Origin of the sequence: Polaribacter glomeratus (genome assembly GCF_002954665.1) — a bacterium.
Lineage (GTDB): Bacteria > Bacteroidota > Bacteroidia > Flavobacteriales > Flavobacteriaceae > Polaribacter > Polaribacter glomeratus.
This window is the reverse complement of record NZ_MSCM01000001.1, coordinates 1,468,818-1,489,140: the sequence shown is the minus strand read 5'-3', so window position 1 is coordinate 1,489,140 and position 20,323 is coordinate 1,468,818. Positions and strand designations below refer to the sequence as shown.

Genomic DNA, 20,323 nt, shown 5'->3' with positions numbered 1-20,323 from the left:
CCTACTTTTCAAGGTATTTAATATTATCTAATTGTTATTTTTTTTAATCGTGTACTCTTAACTATTTAGAGTGTAATATACAGCAACGCCTGCCAAATAGCCTATAATTGCTAACCAAGAAATCCTTTTTAAGTACCAAATAAAATTAATTTTCAAAATTCCCATAATGGCAACACCAGCAGCCGAACCAATAATTAAGGCACTTCCTCCGGTACCAGCACAATAAGCTAGCATTTCCCAGAAAATATGATCTTGCGGATACATATCCATCGAGTACATACCCATTGCACCAGCAACTAAAGGTACATTATCTACTATTGAAGACAAGAAACCTATAAAAATGTTTGTCATATAAATATTTTGAAAAGTTTCATTTAAAGTAACCGCCAGTTGTTCTAAATGACCCGCTGTTTGTAAACTTGCAACCGCTAATAAAATTCCTAAAAAGAATAATACACTTGGGGTATCTACTTTGCGTATAATTGTAGAAACTGAAAGTTTATTTTTGTGTACCTCTGATTTTTTTCTGTGTAAAATTTCGGTAAGTACCCAAATAACACCTAAGCTAAATAGCATTCCCATAAACGGAGGTAGATGGGTTATCGTTTTAAAAACAGGTACAAATAACAAACCTAATACACCAGCAGCTAAAACTAAATTGCTCTCTTTGGTTGAAATTGTATGAGAACCTTCTTCTAAATTTTCTTTAACTTCTGGTCTATTTATATTCTTTTCACCCATAAAAGAAGCGATGATTAGTGGCACTAATAGACACACTATACTCGGTAAAAAAACTTTAGAGATGATATTAACCGCTGTAACTTGTCCGCCAATCCATAACATAATAGTAGTAACATCACCAATAGGAGACCACGCGCCACCTGCATTAGCTGCAATAACGACCATTCCTGCAAAAAACCACAAATCTTCTTTATCACTAATTATTTTTCTTAGTAAAGTAGCCATTACAATTGCTGTTGTTAGGTTATCTAATACAGACGAAAAAAAGAACGTGGTAATACAGATAATCCATAAGAGTTTAACTCGGTTTATCGTTTTTATTTTAGAGGTTATAAGTTCAAAACCATTGTGTGTATCAATGAGTTCTACAATAGTCATAGCACCTAAAAGAAAGAATAAAATCTCAGCAATTTCACCAATGTGATGCAGAATTTCTTGGTCAATAAAGTTAATATCAACAGTACTCGAGAAGATAACATCTCTACCAAAAATGACTAAAACCCAACAAATTACACCTGTTAGAATGGCTGTTGCCGCTTTATCTATTTTTATAGTATGCTCTAAAGCTATAAAAAGATATCCAACAATAAAAGTAAGAGCGATTAGTATATACATTTTTAAATTTTGTTTTAAATTTAAGATAAAGATATTATAAAATTAGTTTCCTAAATTATTTTTTTTCGGCATTAAATATAATTTTTTGATCTAAAAAGTAATTTAATTTTAGCATTATAATTAATAATAAACCTTAAATACTTTTAGTGTTCTTTTAGCTGTTAACGAAAGGTCTTTTTGTTTATTATGGTTTTATAGCTTGTTATTAGTAGCTTTTTTATCTATAAAATACAGCTAATTTTTACTAAAATAAGTAAGGTTTTATCGCTAGGTAAGCATAGTTGGTGTTTAAAGTGATTCGCTTGTTTTCAGGGAATCAACATTTAAAGTTTAGAAAGTTGTTTTATTTTTAAGGAGGTAAAGAGTAAGCCTAAGGAATACTGCTTTATCCGTAAGGAGGTTAAGAGTAAGTCTAAGGAACGCAACTTTATCCGAAAGGAAGTGAAGAGTAAGTCTAAGGAACGCAACTTCATCCGTAAGGAAGTAAAAAGTGTCACTTAGAAATATAGTTCAATACTTAAGGAAGTACAAAAGAAGTTTAAGGCAACTTACGCTGTCCTTAAGTTAAGAAGATTTATGATTGTATGCTTTCGTTTTTATGGTTGATAAACTAACTAAACTTAGTGGATGACTAACATCTATTAAAAAAATATTAATAGTGTTTGTTTTTTAAACTGATCTATACTTTTTTAGTACTTAAAAATAATTACGGATTGCAATAATCGCAATACATAGGGTCTTCGGATGTTTTTTGATGAGGATATAGTTCCTCTTTTTTGAAATCGCATTTTTTACAACTATAAATAAAACTCAGCGTTGAGTTTGTAGGAGAACCACACAAATCGCATTCTAATCCTTTTTTTACATCGGTAACATCAAAACCGGGAGCGTTGCATTGTGGGCAGCAAGAATTTATTTTAGTTACTAATTTCTTAGTGGTGGTTTCAATTACAGACATCCGAGTTGGATTGTACATGGCTCTCATGTCGGTTTCTACATAAATAGAATCGTAACTTTTAATCATTTTTTGAAAAGTTTCTTTTAATTGACTTGTTTTTGTTATTCCTTTAATTATATGGCTAGTATCCTCTTTTGATGCACGAATAATTAAGCCATGAGAAGGAAACTTCACTAACTCAGCAAATGCTAACAAGTCGTTTTCTGTTTTAATTTCTTTACCATTAAAATTGGTCTCTAAACTCAATTCTCTGGCTACAATCTCTAAGTTGTTTTTTTTATCAATAAAAATCAAAAATTCATCGTCCGCATTTACAAAAAATAACGATGGATGGGAGCCAAAAGAGCCTTCACTTGCAATTCCTAAATCGCAGTTAGCAAGTTTCATTGCCAGTAAACATTTTTTTCTTGCCGTTGCGATTGGGTCTAGTTTTCTCTCAATTTCGCCTGTAAAAGTTCCTAAAGTATCTGTATCAAAATCATCTTTTACAAAACAGCATACACCTAAAGCCTCTTCTAATAATGGAGCAATGACCTTTTCTTTTTCGTGCTTTGTTGCAATTATTAAACTTCTACCTTTAAACATTACTTATGAGTGTTGTCTAATTTCATGATATTTCTAGGTGAATGGTCGCCATAATAATTTTCTTTTCTTGCGGATGTTTTAAAACCTAGCTTTTCATAAATATGAATTGCACCACTATTATCAGGATGAACAGTTAAAAGAATGCAGTCTATGTTTATTAAGTTTAATAAACTTTTGCATAATTTTGTGCCAATTCCGTGACCTCTATATTCGCTTTTTGTAGCTAAAGAAAGAATCCAGCCTTCGCTATTATTGGTGCCTCCAATTATGTATCCTAAAATATCCTTGTTTTCATTTTCAGCAACAAGAAATAATTCTGAAAATAAATCATAATATTGTTTAAGTACAAACAGCGGGTAATTCATTGGTTCGAACTCTTTTTTATCTATTTCAAAGATTTCATTAATTTCATAGACTTCTATTTTTCGAGTTGTTATAATCATTTTATTAAAATTGATGTTTTATTGCTTAGTAACAGTTGCTATCTAGATACGGGAATGTCACGTTTTAATTAACCGCAATCAAAGTTAATAAAGTTGATTGAATATAAATGTATAAAACCAAATTAGGTGATACACATTTTCTGATTTGAGAAAATATACATCACCTAACATGGTGTTCGTTTTTTAATGCCTAAAAAATCAAACTTTTTACATCGATTTTTATTTATTATTTAAAAATTAACTGCGCACAGTACCATCACCATAAATATAATATTTATTGGTTACTAATTTCTTTAATCCTAAAGGACCTCTGTGGTGTAATTTGTCTGTACTAATAGCCAATTCTGCACCAACGCCTAATTGTCCGCCATCTGTAAACCGTGTGGATGCATTTTTATAGACAGCCGCGCAATCTACTTGTTGCATAAAATTGCTTGCATTTTCATCGTTTTTTGTCATAATCGCTGCAGAATGTCCGCCTGAGTTTTTATTAATTATCTCGATAGCTTCGTTTAGATTATTTACAGCACCAATACAACATTTTAATGATAAAAATTCCTCTTTCCAAACACTAGCTTCCAGAATTAAAGTTTCGTCTGTTAATATTATTTTTACGTCTTCATCCACTAAAATAGTTACGTTTCGTTCTTTTAGAACCGTTTGTAACTGTAATAATTTAGTTTCATAAGCATCAATGTTTTTACTAATTAAAATTTTATCCAACGCATTACATGCAGAAATTTTATCAGTTTTAGCATTGATAATTACAGATAAGGTTTTGTTCCAATCTGCGCTATCATCAATATATAAAAAGTTATTACCTCTTCCGCTGATTAAAACGGCACACTTTGCGTGTTCTTTAACAAAGTTGATTAAACGTTCGCCACCTCTTGGCACAATTAAATCTAATTGCTCAGTTGGGTTTTTTAAAAATGCTTGCGTTTCTGCTCTGTTCATTTGCAGTAACTTTATATAATCTGTGCTTAGATTATTTTCAGTTAATGCTTTGTGCCAAAGATTTACCAATACCTTATTACTGTAAATGGCTTCTTTACCACCTTTTAATAAAATCCTATTATTGGCTTTAAAGGCTAAAACAGCGGCTTCAATAGTTACGTCTGGTCTTGATTCATAAATAATCATGATGGTTCCAAATGGCGCTGTTTTATTGGTAACTTGCAACCCGTTTTCTAAATTTAAATCACTAATAAGTTGATTTACAGGATCTTCTTGTGCTTTTACCTCGTTGATGGCTTTTATCATTCCATCAATTTTTTGATCGGTTAAAATCAAACGATCAAACATAGCCTGATCTTCTTTATGAAAAGCGTCTAAATCTTTTTTATTTGCTGTTAATATGAGCTCTCGATTTTCATCAAGAATTTTTGCCATACTTTTTAAAACGTTATTTTTTATGTTTGTTTCTATTAATTTCATGGTGTAAATTTTAAAGTGCCACTTTTGTACCCACAGATTTTCCGTCGATAATATCAATAATGGTGTTGTCTCTTTTTCCGTTTGCGATGTAGGTTGGTATGTTATTAGCCGCCGCTTCTTGTGCGTAGTCTAATTTAGAGCCCATTCCGCCACGACCTTCACCAGGTTTTTTAGTACTGTCTTTAATGTATTTATCTAAATCCTCATTTGGATTCACATTTTTAATTAAAGCGCTATTTTCTGCTGCCGGATCTCCTGTATACAAACCGTCTATATCTGTTAAAATAATTAATTTATCAGCATTCATTAATTGTGCAATTAAACTTGCCAACTCATCATTATCAGAAAACATAGACATAGTTACAGAAACCGCATCATCTTCATTTGCAATAGGAATAACACCTTCGGCCAATAAACCTTCGCAACAATTAATCATATTTTGTCTGTGTATACCAGGAGTAAAATCTCTTTTTGTAGGCAATACTTGCGCACATTTCATTCCGTAATCATTAAAAATATTGTAATAATGACGCATCATTCTAGGTTGTCCAATTGCGGAATAGACCTGTCTTCTTTGTGTTTCATTCTTAATATTTGATTCACCTAAGACTTCTTTTCCAGCAATTACAGACCCAGAGGAAACCAAAATACAAATAATACCTCGTTCATAAAGTTCTGCAACTTGTTTTACTAAGCGTCTTAAAACAGGTCTAACAATTCTGTTATCTCTGTTTGTCATTACATTTGTACCTACTTTTATTACTATTCTTTCTTTATACATTTTAATGTTCTTTACCTAATTCTACAGCCCTATTAAAAGCAGCAAAAGCGGCGTCTTTAATTAATTCGTTTACATTATTATCTTGCATAGAATCAAGTGCAGCACGAGTTGTACCGCCTTTAGAAGCTACTTTTTCCATCCAAGAAGTTGGCGATAAGTTAGATTGATTGAAGAGCTCTACGGCACCAATAAAGGTTTGACTCACTAAAACGGTAGAGTCATTTTTTGAAAAGCCCATTTTTAACGCAGCTTCCATCATGCTTTGCATAAAATAGAACACATACGCGGGTCCGCTACCAGAAATCCCAGTCGAGGCATCAATCAATTTTTCACTGCTCACTTCCATCGATTTTCCTGTAGTATCTAACAAACTTTCAACCGTTAGTTTTTCTATTCTAGACACTTCTTCGGATGTTACATAAGAGGTTAAGCCTTTACCAATCTGTGCTGGTAGATTTGGCATTGCTCTTACTATTTTTGTTAAGCCAGAATATTTTTTAATATTATCAATATTTACACCAGCCATAATAGATACAATTACTTGACCTGGTTTTGTAAATGGTTTTAGCGCTTTAAATAAGTTTTCTGCATGATATGGTTTTACGGCAATAAATATAATGTCTGCTTTTGGCACACAGTCTTCTAATTCTTCAAAAGCATCAAAGTGAGACATGCCATTTAGCTCTTCTAATTTTTCTGCAGATTTATCTAAAACCATGATGTTTCTTTTCTTTAACAATCTTGATTTAGACATTCCTTGCGCATATGTTAAACCCATATTACCTGCGCCAATTACTAAAATTTTCATTTTATTTTTATTAATTATTAATACTATTATTTTTATTTAATTTTATCTAAAGTCATTTGAATTTTTTCGGATGTAAACCCTCTTTTTTCAAATAAATTAATTGCATTATTTTCTTTATTTATATTTAATGCAATGTTACCAGTACAATAAGGAATCGCTTTTTCAATTAGTTTTGTTGCTATTCCTTTATTTCTATGTTCCTTGTGCACGGCTACGTAAGCTAAAAGGTTTTCTGATTGGTATTCACTCATTCCTGTTTTATTAATAACCGTAGCGCCAATAATGACCTCTTTTTCTTCCATTACAAATACGTAACCTCCTAAACTGGGAATTTCTTTTGCTGAGTATAATAGCGATTTTCGTATGGCACTTGCAGACTCGTCAGAATCTTCTAAATGTTTATGCAAAAAATTTGTAATTCTGTTAATATTTAAAAAGGACATCCTTGTAAAGGCGTCGAAGGTTTTAATATGCATTATTTATGTTGATTTTATTTATCTGGATACGATAAAATTAGAGGCTAGACTGCTATAGATATCTTTTGGATAAAAGATAAATTCTTCAGTTTAAAAAAAGCGAACTATTTTTGGTAAGTTAATTAAGGAAAAAGGCTAGGAGGTGTAGTTGTTTCTAGATTTATTTCTAAAAACTATAAAACTAAAATTGAATACTATAAAGTTGCGCGGTTCGTGCATGCTTACATTCATAATGCAAATTTACAAAAATGCTTGCCGGTAAGGGTGGTTTTGAAACCCAAATAGTTAATTATTATGATAAACTTAGTATGAGGCGTGTTTTCTTATCGCACTGATAATTTTAGACTAAAATTAGTGTAGAAAGCAAAATTTGATACATCTTTATTTTAAGTAATTAACGTACTTTTTGAAAAATTAACCATAAAAAACTTCAAAATTTAGAGTATTTGTTACAATTAAGCGCTTATGATGTTTTTTTTAAGTTTAAAAAGAATTAAGTTAATTTATAAACTCTCTCTTAAAACCGCAATCTCATCACGCAGTTTTGCGGCCACAATAAAGTCTAAATCTTTTGCAGCGGCCTCCATATGTTTGCGTTTTTCACGGATGCGTTTTTCAATTTCTTCTTTTGGTAAATATTGTAAATCTTGCTCTGCAGCTACTTGTTTTGCATTGTCATAATGATAACTAGAAACAGCGCTTCTAGATAAAGTATCATCAATTTTTTTGTTGATTTGAGTAGGAGTGATGTTGTGTTTTGTGTTGTATGCAATCTGTTTTTCACGTCTTCTATCTGTTTCGTCGATGGTTTTTTGCATACTATTGGTCATTTTATCAGCATATAAAATTGCCAAACCATTTACGTTTCTTGCTGCTCTACCAATAGTTTGGGTAATAGATCTATGACTTCTTAAAAAACCTTCTTTATCAGCATCTAAAATTGCTACCAAAGAAACTTCGGGTAAATCTAAACCTTCTCTTAAAAGATTTACACCTATTAAAACATCAAACAAACCTTTACGCAAGTCTTGCATGATTTCTACACGCTCTAAAGTATCAACATCAGAATGAATGTATCTACAACGAATATCAACTCTGGTTAGGTATTTTGTGAGTTCTTCTGCCATTCTTTTGGTTAAAGTAGTCACCAAAGTACGTTCGTCTTTTTCTACACGAATCTGTATTTCTTCAATTAAATCATCAATCTGATTTAAACTTGGTCTAATTTCAATAATAGGATCTAATAAACCTGTAGGTCTAATTACTTGCTCTACAAAAACACCTTCTGTTTTTTGCAATTCGTAATCTGCGGGAGTTGCAGAAACAAAAATAGTTTGATTCTGAATTGCTTCAAACTCTTCAAACTTTAATGGGCGATTGTCCATTGCAGCAGGCAAACGAAAACCATATTCTACCAAATTTTCTTTTCTACTTCTATCACCACCATACATTGCGTGGGTTTGCGGAACCGTTACGTGGCTTTCATCAATAATTGTTAAATAATCATCAGGAAAATAATCTAACAAACAGAAAGGTCTTGTGCCAGGTTCGCGGCCGTCTAAATAACGAGAATAGTTTTCAATTCCTGAACAATATCCTAGTTCACGAATCATTTCTAGATCGAATTCAGTTCTTTCTTTTAAACGTTTTGCTTCTAAGTGTTTGCCTATTTCATTGAAATAATCAACCTGTTTTACCATGTCTTCCTGAATTAGATGGATGGCATTTTGCAAAACATCTGGCGAAGTAACAAACAAGTTTGCAGGATAAATTGTAAGCTCTTGAAAGCTTTCGATAACAGTATTGTTTTCTAAATCGAAAGATTCAATTTCCTCTATTTCATCACCAAAAAAGTGTACTCTATATCCATGATCTCCATAACTAGGATAAATGGTAACCACATCACCTTTTACTTTAAAGGTTCCGCTTTTAATTTCTACTTCGGTTCTAGAATATAAACTTTGAACCAATTGATGTAAAAATTTAGTTCTCGCAATTTGCTGATTTATTTGAATAGGTATTACGTTTTTCTTAAATTCTACGGGATTTCCAATTCCGTATAAACAAGAAACAGATGCTACAATTAAAACGTCCCGTCTTCCAGAAAGTAGTGAAGAAGTGGCTCTAATTCGCAAGCGTTCAATATCATCGTTGATGGATAAATCTTTTTCTATATAAGTTCCTGTAACAGGGATGTAAGCTTCTGGTTGATAATAATCATAGTAAGAAACAAAATATTCTACAGCATTTTGAGGAAAAAACTGCTTAAACTCTGAGTATAATTGTGCAGCTAGCGTTTTATTATGCGCTAAAACTAAGGTCGGTTTTTGTACTTCTTTTACAAGATTTGCTACCGTAAATGTTTTACCTGAGCCTGTTACACCTAATAGCGTTTGAAATTTTTCACCAGATAAAACCCCTTCTGTAAGTTGTCTTATTGCTTCTGGTTGATCTCCTGTTGGAGAGAATTCTGATACTAACTTAAATTCCATTATGCAAAAATACGGATACTTTCTAAAAAAGTATCCGTATTTTATGATGTTTTAAAACAGTATTTCTATTTTCTAATCAAAGAAAAATTTCCTTTTTTGTTGATGGTTGGTTTTGTGATATCCGCAGGAATTAATGTAATATTAAACCAATAATCATCAGAAGAAAGTGTTTTTCCGCCATAGGTTCCGTCCCAACCTTGACCGTCTATAGGCAGTTGTGCAACTAGTTTTCCGTATCGATTAAAAATATTAATACTACTATTAGGGTAAAAAGTTTTGTTAGCACCTTTTACAATCCAAGTATCATTATCTCCATCTGCATTTGGTGTAAAGAATTTTGGAAACTGAATTACAGAAACCAACAAAGTGGTATCTGGCGAGCAGCCATTTTTATCGTTTACAATTATTTTGTAAATTCCGCCTTCTAAGTTTTCAAAAAGAGGTTCATTTTGAAAGCCTGCAAAAGGAGTTCTAGAGTTATCATCTGTGTTTACAATTGCGAACTGATAGTCGCCTGGTCCTAAATCATTATCAATTGTATTGATGGAAATTGATAAATTATTCTCGCTACCAATATTACTTGATTCATCTATGATTGTAATAAAACTTCTTTCTAAAGTTGCAATATTAGATTCGTTTACATCAATCGTTTCTGTTCTAGAACAGAATGTTCCATTTGTAGTTGTTGCTGTAACAGTGTAGATTCCTCCTGTAGTAATATTAATATTGTCTGTAGAAACGGTGTTTAAAGTTGTTCCGTTTGTATTTTTCCATTCATAAGTGTAAATACCTCGAGGATTTTCTACTCTAATATTTAATGGTAAATTATTTAAACATATAATTTGAGGCGTTGTTACCATAAAATCTGGAAGCGAATTTACGATGACATCAAAAAATGCATCGTCGTTAATACAGCTCGTTTTTTTGTTTTGAATACGAACAAAAATAGTTTCTTTTGATGTTGAATTTTCATAAGGTGTTGAAATAGCAGCAGTGCCAAGAGTTGCATTTGCTTTGGATGCATGAAAGGTTACAATAAAATCGTCTGGATCTTGAGAAGCTCCTAAAATTTCAGGAATTTTGCCGTCTAAATCGATAGTTTGAATAATCCCATTTGCGTCATCAAAATCATCATTGTTATCGCATTCCGAAAGATTAGAAATCGTTTCGAAAGTTGGCTCTGGATTTACAACGACATCAAAATTAGAGATTCCGTTTGCACACTGCGTATCAGCATTAAAAACACGAACATAAATAGTTTGTCTGTTTGCAGTTGTGTTGCTAAAAGGAGAACCTAACGGATTTACTCCATTTTGCGCTTCAGTTAAATTACGATGATAGGTTACTTTATTAATAGTAGCATCTTGGGTTCCTAAAATCCCTGAAGTTTGACTCTCTAAATCTATAGTTTGAGAAAATCCGTTTCTAGCAGAACCATCCGTATTGTCATCACAAACCTCTAAATCATCTACAAAATTTGCAATTGGTAGCGGATTTACAGTTAAATTAAAAGTAGTATGATCTGTAAAACAACCTGTTGAATTATTAGTAACTCTTACAAAAATGGTTTGCAAATCGCGAATTGTATTTGTAAAAAGAGATGCCTGAGGACTGTTTCCTGAATTTGCATCCACAGCAGAAAGATGATAGCTAACTGTAAAATTTGAGTTACTTTGTGTGCCTAAAATAGTTGAAGTCTGACTTTCTAAATTAAAGGTTTGCACAATTCCGTTTTTTCCATCGCCATCATTAGCATCATCACATAATTCTAAACCATTAACATTTGTTGCTGTTGGGGTTGTATTTATTTGCAGATAAAACTCACCTAAACCTTGGCAATTGTTATTGATGGTACTTAAAATTTTATAATAAATAGGAAATTGAATTCCGCCAGAAATAGTTGTAATATCAATTTTATTACTATTATTTCTATAATTTGTAATGTCAATCTCGTTTAAAGTATTGTTTCTGTCATCTGCATTTTCATAGAAAAAAACATTAGTATTTGCAGGTGGATTAATACTCGTAATAATAGCGTCTTTATCTAAATAAAAATTTGTTATATTATCTGTGTCAGAATTATTAACAGTATCATTTCCATCCGCATCTAAAAAATCATCACACGCAGGTGGTTGAATGTCATTGTAATCGTTGTCTGGAGTTTGACCTACTTTTATTTTTAATTCTATAATTTCTCTATCACAATTTTTATCAGAAGTAACTATTACAAAAACAGATTGTGTAGTATTTACTTGAACAGGATAAGAAGTTACATTCGTAATTTGGGCAGTCGCAGCTGCATCTTCATAATATTTGAAAGTAGCATTTACAGTTTCAGAAATACTTTTTTGAGCAGTTGTTAAATTTACGCTAGGGTTACTGTCGTTAGCACTTATACATTGCTCTAATTCTGGGTTATTTTTTAATACAGGCAAAGGATCTACAAATAAATCTAATATTTTGTTGGCATCATAACATGCTATATTGTCCTTGTTTTCAACTCTAATAAAAACCTGTTTACTGTTTGTTACAGAAAGATTATTACTTTTATCAATTACAGTTGAAACATCATTATTTTCTGCACCAATTTTAGTCGTATGATAAGTAATATTATATTGATTTGGATCTAAATCTCCTAATATTTCTGAATCTTTAGTATTTAATAAAAAGGTGTTTATTTTTCCGTCTGTATCGAAACCACTTTCTAAATCATCACAAATTCTATAAGGTATTGGTTGTTTGGGTTCAGGGAAATCTGTTATTGCCAAGTTAAAATTAGTAATTGCGAAACATGCTTTTGGAGCATTTCTGTTCTCTACCCTTGCAAATATTGTTTGTGAACTAAATTTAGTAGTATTTGTATATGGATTTGATAAAGAATTAATGTTAGAATTTGCATCATTAACATTTAAAAAATAGGAAACTTTAAAAACAGCTGTATCTAAACCATTTAAAATTTCAGTGTTTTTATTTGTTTGCAAATCAAAAGCATTAAAGCCATCTCGATCTGTATCACAAAAAATAATATTTTCTGGTTTTTCTTTAGCTGATGCTGCTTCAAAAACATCGATGTTAAAGGTAGCATTGTACTCAACATTATTTCCACAATCATCTTCTAGAGTTATTACGAGTGCATAAATTCCAGCATTATTTAAGCTAATATTAGTTAGCTCTAGTTTTCGTTGAGTTGAAGAAGACGATAACGTAGTTGATGTAGTTCCATTATTAAAAATCCAAGTATAATTTACGTTTGTGCCCGCTATAGTTGCAGGAGTTATAGTTTTATCTTGACCAATACAATATTGTAAATTTTCATTATTAACAACACTGTTGGTGTCTTCGTCTTTTATTTCAATTGGTAGTAAAAGAGAGGCAAGAAAAGGAGGTAATCCTTGTACAGTTCTTCCTGTTATTAAGTCTATTGCATCTTCAGTATAGATTATGTCATTAGCAGGATTATTAGGGTTTTCTATAACATCTAAAAAACTAGATTCTGGTATAGAGGCATAAATCTTACCGTCTGGGCCCAATTGTAATGCTCCTCTAAAACCTCTTTTAGTTATAATTTCGGCTCTACTAGAAGCAATATTTGGACTCTCTAGGTCAAATTGAAATACTGTAAAATTATCATTAAAGGTGGATGTGTATAGTTTGTTAGATTGTTGAGAAAAAGCAACACCGTATGGAGATTGTCCAGAACCTCTTGGTATTAATACTTGTGAAGAATTTTGTTTTACAATACCTGAGCTAGCATCAAAATCAAACAAAATTAAACTTCCTTCCATATCGCTTCCAACTGCATTATAATCTGCAAATGCAATTTTTGCTCCATTTGGAGATACTTGTAAATACCCTCTTTTATCTGAAGCGGTAAAATCAACAACACTTGTAACAACACCAGCAACATCTACGCCAGCGGCATTAACTCTGTATGCGTAAAAAGTGTTTTGTACAAAAGAAAGCACCCAAACTTCATCGCAATTAGACCCTTTAACGGCAGTTACTTTTTCTGACCAAACATCACCTAAATCACTCTTTGTAATTGGGTTTATTGCCAGATTTACTGGGCCGGCTGTTATTTCTCCTAAAGGGTTCGCAGAAAAGTCAATAGTATAATAGTTAAAACCAGGATTAGGATTAACTCCTCTTGGTACAAAGTCTGTACCAACTGTAAATAAATAATAAACTGATGTTGAACCAGGTTTAGGTATAATCATACCCGATTGTGTACTTGATGGATTTCCTTTTAAATCATTTGCTAATCGACCATCGGAATAAGTCATAAGCGCGTGGTCTTTATTAAAAACTTCTATTCCGTCAGAATAAAATAATAATTCTCCCGTTGGTGACGAAAAAGAAGAACAGCCTTCGGTAGTATTTAGCTTGCCATTTGTTAAAGCTGTTGGCGGACTTGTGCTAAAATCTATACCAGCATTTTCACCAAAATACCAAAAATTAGCTTCTTTTTGCGAAAATACATTTAATGTAAATATTAGTAATAAAAAGGGAAATAATTTTTTCATTTATCAATGTTTGTTATTTAAACATCAAATATATTTAAAAAGTATTACAAATCCCTCTTTTTTAACAGTGCAAAAGACAAGTAAATAAAGGCAAAAGTCCAGAAAGAAACAATTAAAATGGTTGTGAATTCTACCGCATAACTTTTTGTAAAAGTTTCACCCATAGTATTGGCAGCAGATCTTACGGCTCCTAATCTAGAAAAAGGCTCTTTTATTAAATTTGTCATAGATTCTAATGGTAAAAATTGCATTACCGCATCTACTTTTTCTCCTGTATTTTCAGCACCATTAAAAGTCCAATATAAATAGCCTTTAAACATACTTTCTATAATTAACCATACAAACATTGCGCCTACAGCAAATGCAGAGCGTTTTACAAGGATTCCTAAAAACAATCCAAAAGAGAAAAAACCAACTAACTTTATAAAAAACGCTAACAAATAATCTAAATCAGAAAAAATAATTGCAAGCTCATTATAATCAGAATATACCATACCTAGAACTAAAGAAACTAGAAAAACAAAAATTGTAGAAACAAATGCAAAAGCAATTACCGTGTAAAATTTTGACAAGATAAATTCCTTTTTACTAAGTCCGTCAATTAAGTTTTGTTTTAAGGTTTTATAGCTGTATTCGTTAGACATCATGGAGACAATTACCAACAGTAAAAAGAATTTTAAAATGGCTGCAATATAAGTGTTAAAGTGCCATATGTATGGAAAATTGAAAATACCGGCATCAGCTAAATGCAGTTTAAAATTACCAAATTCAAATTTTATGGCAGCAATTAATGCAATAGAAGTTAGCAAACCAAAGTAAATAATTATTAATATTTTACTTGCTTTGTTGTATTTTAATTTATGAAATTCTATAGTTAGGAGTCTTAACATGACGTTTTTGTTATTTTGTGAATTTGTTCTCGATAAAATTTCGCGGAAAAACGAAATCACTCGAACTGACATTCTGTTGATTAGTTGCTGTTGGTTAAATCTAAAAATTGCTGTTCTAAGCTAGGTTTTCGTTTTACCAAATGTGATAAAACAAAACCTTTATTGAACAAATAGGTGTTGATTTCTGCGGATGAAATTTCCTTTTTTAAAGTAGCAATTAAAGTCTCGTGATCTTTGGTGATTTTACCAATTGCTTCATGGTTTTCTAATAATTGGATTAATTCATCTTCTTTTTCATCTACTTTTAACTCCAATAAACCATTAGATGCAGTCATTTCATCAACGCGGCCACTGTACAATTTTATACCTTTTCTAATAACTATAACATGCGAACATACTTTTTCAACTTCATCTAAAAGGTGCGAAGCCAGTAAGATCGTTGTTCCGTTTGCGGCAATAGTTTTAATTATTTGTCTAATTTCATGAATTCCTTGAGGGTCTAAACCGTTTGTAGGTTCGTCTAAAATTAGAATTTCTGGATCATTTAATAATGCAGATGCAATTGCCAAACGTTGTTTCATTCCTAAAGAAAACGTGCTAAATTTGCTATGTCTTCTCTCAAAAAGATTTACAGTTGTTAATTTTTCGTCGATTTTTTCTGTTGATATTCCCTTTATTTTACAAATCAGAGCTAAATTTTGAGTTGCCGTCATGTAAGGATAAAAGTTTGGTCGCTCTATAATTGCACCAACTTTTTTTAAGGCTTCATGAGTTGTTAATTTGCCGTTAAACCAAGAGAATTCGCCAGAAGTTCTATTTACAACATTTAAAATAATACCTAAGGTGGTAGATTTCCCGCTGCCGTTTGGACCTAAAATTCCGTAAACATTTCCTTTTAAAATATCAAAAGAAAGGTTGTTTACAGCATGAACAGCTCCGTATTTTTTATCGAGATTTTTGAGAGATAAGATTGTTTCCAAAGAAATTGTTTTAGTCGGTTATAGCATTTAGACGACCAATTTACAATTTTGTTACGAAAAAACAAGTAGGCAGTTTTCAGTTTGCAGTAATCAGTTATTTTTTGGATGAAATTTTTTACTAATTTTTGATTTTTGACAGCTCACTTATTCAGTATTCTACTGAAAACTGTTACTCTAAACTGAATACTAAACTAATATTCATTAAAATCGTAATCATCAAAATGACCATAATTTTCATCTAAATCATCAATATTTTCATCATCAAACTCATCATTTAAGTTTTCTGCAACAAATTCTTTTTTAGGTTCTTTTTCAGGAATTTCGCCAAAGGATAAAATTGTTTCGGGTAAGTTTTCTTTTATTTCTGATGAGATTTCTACAACATCCACATAAAAAGTCCACATTTTTAAGAAATCGTAGACATAAATTAGTTTACTATTTTCTTCTGGTAAAATTTCATTTACAAAACAAGTTTGCATAGAAATATCTTCGCCAGCTTCTGCCATGTTAAATAGAGGGATTTCTTCACCTTGATTCCATTCATCATCTGTTCTATAAAAAGAGGCCATTTGTTGCCCCTCAAAACCAAAAGATGCCGCAATAGTTGTGTGCAAATTTTCTAAACTAACGCTCTCATCAACCAAAATAGTTCTAATAACATCTTCTTTGGTATCTAAAATAATCCGTATTTTATACATAAAATTCAATCAAAATATTGGCGCAAAAATACAAAAAATAATGCGTATTTTTAACCTTTTAAACTTGTTGTTAATGGATAAAATAAAAACGCTAGAAATTTTAAACAATCTTAATAAAAACACATTAATGGAAACGCTACAAATTGAGTTTGTAGATGTTGGTATTGATTATGTTACAGCAAAAATGCCTGTAAATTCTAAGGTGCATCAACCGTATGGGATTTTACATGGTGGTGCAACTGCAGCTTTAGCTGAAACCGTTGGTAGCTGTGCATCTGCGCTTTTTGTGGATACAAAAACCAAGATTGTTAAAGGAATTGAGTTAAGTATTAACCATTTAAAAAGCAAAAAAGAAGGTGTTGTTTATGGTATTGCAAAACCAATTCATCAAGGCAAAACAACGCATTTATGGGAAATTAGAATTGTTGATGAAGAAGATAATTTAATTTCTATTTGTAAACTTACCAATATTATTTTAGACAAAAAATAGCTTGAAAATTTTTAAAAAAATTACTACTTTTTACCAAGAAGACAGACCTTTTGTTGTGTATAGAAAACCAAATTCAGAGTATGTTTCTGGTTTGTTTATGAAAAACGATACGCTACTGTTTACTAATGATTTTTCTGAATCTGGTTTTGTATTTGCACCTTTTGATAGTGAACAAAAAGCAATTTTATTTCCTCTAGAAAATTCTGAATTTATAACAGAAAAACTTTTTTTGGATGCTTTTATTGACCAAGAAAAAACTTTTTTTGCTGATGAAGCCGCTAAAGAAAATCATATAAAACTGGTAGATAAAACAATTAAGGAAATTAAAAAAAACGATTTAAAGAAAGTGGTTGTTTCTAGAACGGAACAACTAGAAATTACAGATTTTAGTTTGTTGGCGGTTTATCAGAAATTATTACAGAATTACACTAATGCTTTTGTGTATGTTTGGTTTCATCCAAAAGTTGGTCTATGGCTTGGTGCAACGCCCGAAACGCTATTAGAAATTGAAAATTCAGTTTTTACAACTATGTCTTTAGCAGGAACGCAATTGTATAAAGATACAGTTGATGTTGTTTGGAAAAGCAAGGAGTTAAATGAACAGCAGTTAGTTACCGACTTTATAGAAAATCAATTATCTGGTATTTCATCACAATTAAAAATTGATAAAACAGAAACGGCAAGAGCAGGTAGCTTGTTGCATTTAAAAACGAAAGTTACGGGTGTTTTAAATCAAAAATCAACCTTAAAAACCTTGGTAAGCGCATTGCACCCAACTCCGGCTGTTTGTGGTATGCCAAGAGAAAAGGCGAAAAAGTTTATTTTAGAAAACGAATATTATAAAAGAAGTTTTTACACGGGTTTTTTAGGCGAAATAAACATCAAAAGTTTAAAGTTTAAAACTCAAAGTTCTTCGTTGTTTGTGAATTTAAGATGTATGAACATCAATAAAAACAACGCTTCTATATTTATTGGCGGCGGAATTACAAAAGATAGCAATGCAGCAAAAGAGTGGGAGGAAACCGTTTCTAAAAGTAATGTTATGAAACGTGTTTTGTAAAAAAAAAATCGCAAACAATAAAGTTTGCGATTTTTTAGATTTAAATTAAACTTGAATTTAAAATTGTTTGGTTGGCTTTGTTTTTTAGAACAAAATCAATTTTAAAAGTTTCTTAAATTTTAAATATCGTCAAAAGAAACATCTGTAAAACTATCTGTAGATTTTGTCTCTTCTGTTTCATTTTCTTCTTTCTTAAAATCTTTTTGATGGCGTTCGCTAATAACTTCATTCCCTTTTTCATTAAGAATGTAATCTGTAGCTTTCCCTAACATTTCATGAAAATCGGTAAAATCTTCTTTGTATAAGTATATTTTATGTTTCTGATAATGAAAAGTACCATCATCATGTGTAAATTTTTTACTTTCTGTAACAGTTAAATAATAGTCATCTGCTTTTGTTGCTCTAACGTCAAAAAAATAGGTTCTTCTTCCTGCTCTTAATACCTGTGAAAAAATTTCTTCCTGTTCAACTCTCTCTGCCATATATTCTTTTAAATAGTTGTTATAAATTATTTGTTATGCTTACAAATCTAATAAAATATTTTACGTAGCAATGTTAAAGATTAATTTTCTTTTTCTAAAAGTTGCTGATCGTACAAATCTTTATAGTAACCTGCTGCTGTTATTAATTGATTGTGAGTTCCTTGTTGTATTATTTTACCTGCATCTAACACAATAATCTTATCGGCATTTTTTGCTGATGAAACTCTATGACTAATAATAAAGGTGGTTTTATTTTTAGAAACTTTTTCTAGATTTGATAGTATTTTTTCTTCAGTTTCGGTGTCAACTGCTGATAAACAGTCATCAAAAATTAAAATTTTAGGATTTTTAATAATCGCTCTTGCAATAGATACACGTTGCTTTTGACCACCAGATAAAGTTACGCCACGTTCGCCCAAAATGGTTTTATATCCGTTGGTAAAATCAATAATATTATCATGCACTACTGCATTTTTAGCGGCTTCTATAATTTCTTGTTCTGTTGCATCTTCTTTTCCGAATTTTATATTATTCTCAATTGTGTCAGAAAACAAAAAAGGATCTTGTGGTACAAAACCAATTTGATTTCTTACGTCATTTAAATTAGCCTCTTTAATAGGTTTATCATCCAGTAAAATAACCCCATCTTGAGTGTCGTATAATCTTGCAAGCAATTCAATAATAGTAGATTTACCAGAACCTGTTTTACCTAAAATGGCTATTGTTTCACCAGAATTTACTGTAAAGTTGATATTTTTTAATGCCGTAATATTTGTATCATCATAGGTAAAAGTGACGTCTTTAAAAGTTACTTTACCAAAAATTTCTGTGGATGATTTATTGGCGTTTGTAATTTCTGGAACCTGATCTAAAAATTCATTTATTCTTGCTTGAGACGCATCAGCTTGTTGAATCATAGAGGTTACCCAACCAACGATTGCCACTGGCCATGTAAGATAATTTACATATAGTAAAAACTGAAGAATGGTTCCTGATTTAATCTCTCCATTTATGTATTGCAAACCTCCAACATAGACAACAATTAAATTACTAATTCCGATTAACAAGATTATTGAAGGATAAAAGAGTGCATTTGCTTTTTCTAAATGGATGTTTTTGTCTTTATTATCGTCAGAAATTTCATCAAAATCTTTGGTCATAGAAGGTTCTATTCCGTAAGATTTTACAACATCAATACCCGAAAAAAGTTCTTGTGTAAAGGTTGTTAATTTTGATAGATTTTGTTGAACAATTGTACTTCTATGATGTATAATTTTACTTAAAAAAAACACAGAAACAGAGAGCAAAGGAAAAGGTAATAAGGTATATAAAGTAAGTTTTAAATCTATTTTAACCATTTCTGCAAAGCAGACTACAAAAAGTACAACCATGTTGGTTGTGTACATTACAGTTGGGCCAACATACATTCTAACTTTTGTAACGTCTTCGCTAATTCTATTCATTAAATCGCCCGTTCTATTTTTTTTGTAAAAATTAAGCGATAGTTTTTGGTATTGCTGATAGATTTCGTTTTTTAAATCGAACTCAATTAAACGAGAAGTTACAATAATGGTTTGTCTCATTAAAAAAGTTAAAAAACCACTAAATAGTGCAACACCAATAATAAGGAGAATGTTTATAAAGAGTTGGTGTTTTACGTCGTCTATGTTTGTAGTAATACCTTTTAAATAATCTTCAACAATATTTAAAGAATCACCAACAAGTTTAGGAACCTTTAAAGCGATAATTTTGGATAGAACTGTGATTAAAATTCCTATTAAAAATCGCCATTTGTATTTATAAAAATATTTGTTTAAATATTGTAATGCTTTCAAAGAAAATTGGATTAAAAAATAATCTACGA

Annotated in this window: 16 protein-coding genes; 2 read left to right on the top strand and 14 right to left on the bottom strand. The window is 31.1% G+C overall.

From position 1 onward, the window contains the following. Window positions 1–57: 57 nt before the first annotated feature. From nhaD to BTO16_RS06300, 12 genes are all read right to left on the bottom strand, one after another. Window positions 58–1,356 carry a sodium:proton antiporter NhaD gene (gene nhaD, locus BTO16_RS06355; protein ID WP_105020786.1) on the bottom strand — a complete coding sequence of 433 codons (1,299 nt, stop codon included), beginning with the start codon at window positions 1,354–1,356 and terminating at the stop codon, window positions 58–60. 706 nt (window positions 1,357–2,062) lie between these two features. Next, window positions 2,063–2,899, bottom strand: a complete 837-nt coding sequence (locus BTO16_RS06350) for a DUF6671 family protein (RefSeq protein ID WP_105020785.1) — start codon at window positions 2,897–2,899, stop codon at window positions 2,063–2,065. Beyond that, on the bottom strand, window positions 2,899–3,342 hold the full coding sequence (locus tag BTO16_RS06345) for a GNAT family N-acetyltransferase (protein WP_105020784.1): 444 nt from the start codon (window positions 3,340–3,342) through the stop codon (window positions 2,899–2,901). Before BTO16_RS06345 ends, BTO16_RS06350 begins: the two co-directional genes overlap by 1 nt. 237 nt (window positions 3,343–3,579) lie before the next feature. Further along, on the bottom strand, window positions 3,580–4,779 hold the full coding sequence (locus tag BTO16_RS06340; protein ID WP_105020783.1) for a glutamate-5-semialdehyde dehydrogenase: 1,200 nt from the start codon (window positions 4,777–4,779) through the stop codon (window positions 3,580–3,582). 10 nt (window positions 4,780–4,789) lie between these two features. Next, window positions 4,790–5,560, bottom strand: a complete 771-nt coding sequence (gene proB, locus BTO16_RS06335; protein WP_105020782.1) for a glutamate 5-kinase — start codon at window positions 5,558–5,560, stop codon at window positions 4,790–4,792. 1 nt (window position 5,561) lies between these two features. Then, entirely contained in the window at window positions 5,562–6,368 is an 807-nt protein-coding gene (proC, locus tag BTO16_RS06330) for a pyrroline-5-carboxylate reductase (protein ID WP_105020781.1), read from the bottom strand. Window positions 6,369–6,400: 32 nt separating this feature from the next. Beyond that, window positions 6,401–6,844, bottom strand: coding sequence for a GNAT family N-acetyltransferase (locus tag BTO16_RS06325; protein ID WP_105020780.1), 444 nt, complete (start codon window positions 6,842–6,844; stop codon window positions 6,401–6,403). Between the two features lie 503 nt (window positions 6,845–7,347). Beyond that, window positions 7,348–9,336 carry an excinuclease ABC subunit UvrB gene (uvrB, locus tag BTO16_RS06320; RefSeq protein ID WP_105020779.1) on the bottom strand — a complete coding sequence of 663 codons (1,989 nt, stop codon included), beginning with the start codon at window positions 9,334–9,336 and terminating at the stop codon, window positions 7,348–7,350. Between the two features lie 65 nt (window positions 9,337–9,401). Further along, the gene (locus BTO16_RS06315; RefSeq protein ID WP_105020778.1) at window positions 9,402–13,859 is read right to left on the bottom strand and encodes a T9SS type B sorting domain-containing protein; all 4,458 of its coding nucleotides are present in this window, start codon (window positions 13,857–13,859) and stop codon (window positions 9,402–9,404) included. A gap of 44 nt (window positions 13,860–13,903) precedes the next feature. Then, complete coding sequence (locus tag BTO16_RS06310) at window positions 13,904–14,749, bottom strand: ABC transporter permease (RefSeq protein WP_105021532.1); 846 nt, start codon at window positions 14,747–14,749, stop codon at window positions 13,904–13,906. Between the two features lie 80 nt (window positions 14,750–14,829). After that, window positions 14,830–15,729, bottom strand: a complete 900-nt coding sequence (locus BTO16_RS06305; protein ID WP_105020777.1) for an ABC transporter ATP-binding protein — start codon at window positions 15,727–15,729, stop codon at window positions 14,830–14,832. 191 nt (window positions 15,730–15,920) lie between these two features. Continuing rightward, window positions 15,921–16,427 carry an IS1096 element passenger TnpR family protein gene (locus BTO16_RS06300; RefSeq protein ID WP_105020776.1) on the bottom strand — a complete coding sequence of 169 codons (507 nt, stop codon included), beginning with the start codon at window positions 16,425–16,427 and terminating at the stop codon, window positions 15,921–15,923. A gap of 73 nt (window positions 16,428–16,500) precedes the next feature. Here BTO16_RS06300 and BTO16_RS06295 point away from each other — a divergent pair, with 73 nt between their 5' ends. Continuing rightward, window positions 16,501–16,917 carry a PaaI family thioesterase gene (locus BTO16_RS06295; RefSeq protein ID WP_105020775.1) on the top strand — a complete coding sequence of 139 codons (417 nt, stop codon included), beginning with the start codon at window positions 16,501–16,503 and terminating at the stop codon, window positions 16,915–16,917. Between the two features lies 1 nt (window position 16,918). Further along, entirely contained in the window at window positions 16,919–17,977 is a 1,059-nt protein-coding gene (locus tag BTO16_RS06290) for a chorismate-binding protein (protein WP_211298205.1), read from the top strand. Window positions 17,978–18,096: 119 nt separating this feature from the next. Here BTO16_RS06290 and BTO16_RS06285 read toward each other — a convergent pair whose 3' ends face one another. Next, entirely contained in the window at window positions 18,097–18,459 is a 363-nt protein-coding gene (locus tag BTO16_RS06285; RefSeq protein ID WP_105020774.1) for a PUR family DNA/RNA-binding protein, read from the bottom strand. A gap of 80 nt (window positions 18,460–18,539) precedes the next feature. Then, window positions 18,540–20,294, bottom strand: coding sequence for an ABC transporter ATP-binding protein (locus tag BTO16_RS06280; RefSeq protein ID WP_105020773.1), 1,755 nt, complete (start codon window positions 20,292–20,294; stop codon window positions 18,540–18,542). Window positions 20,295–20,323: the final 29 nt, after the last annotated feature.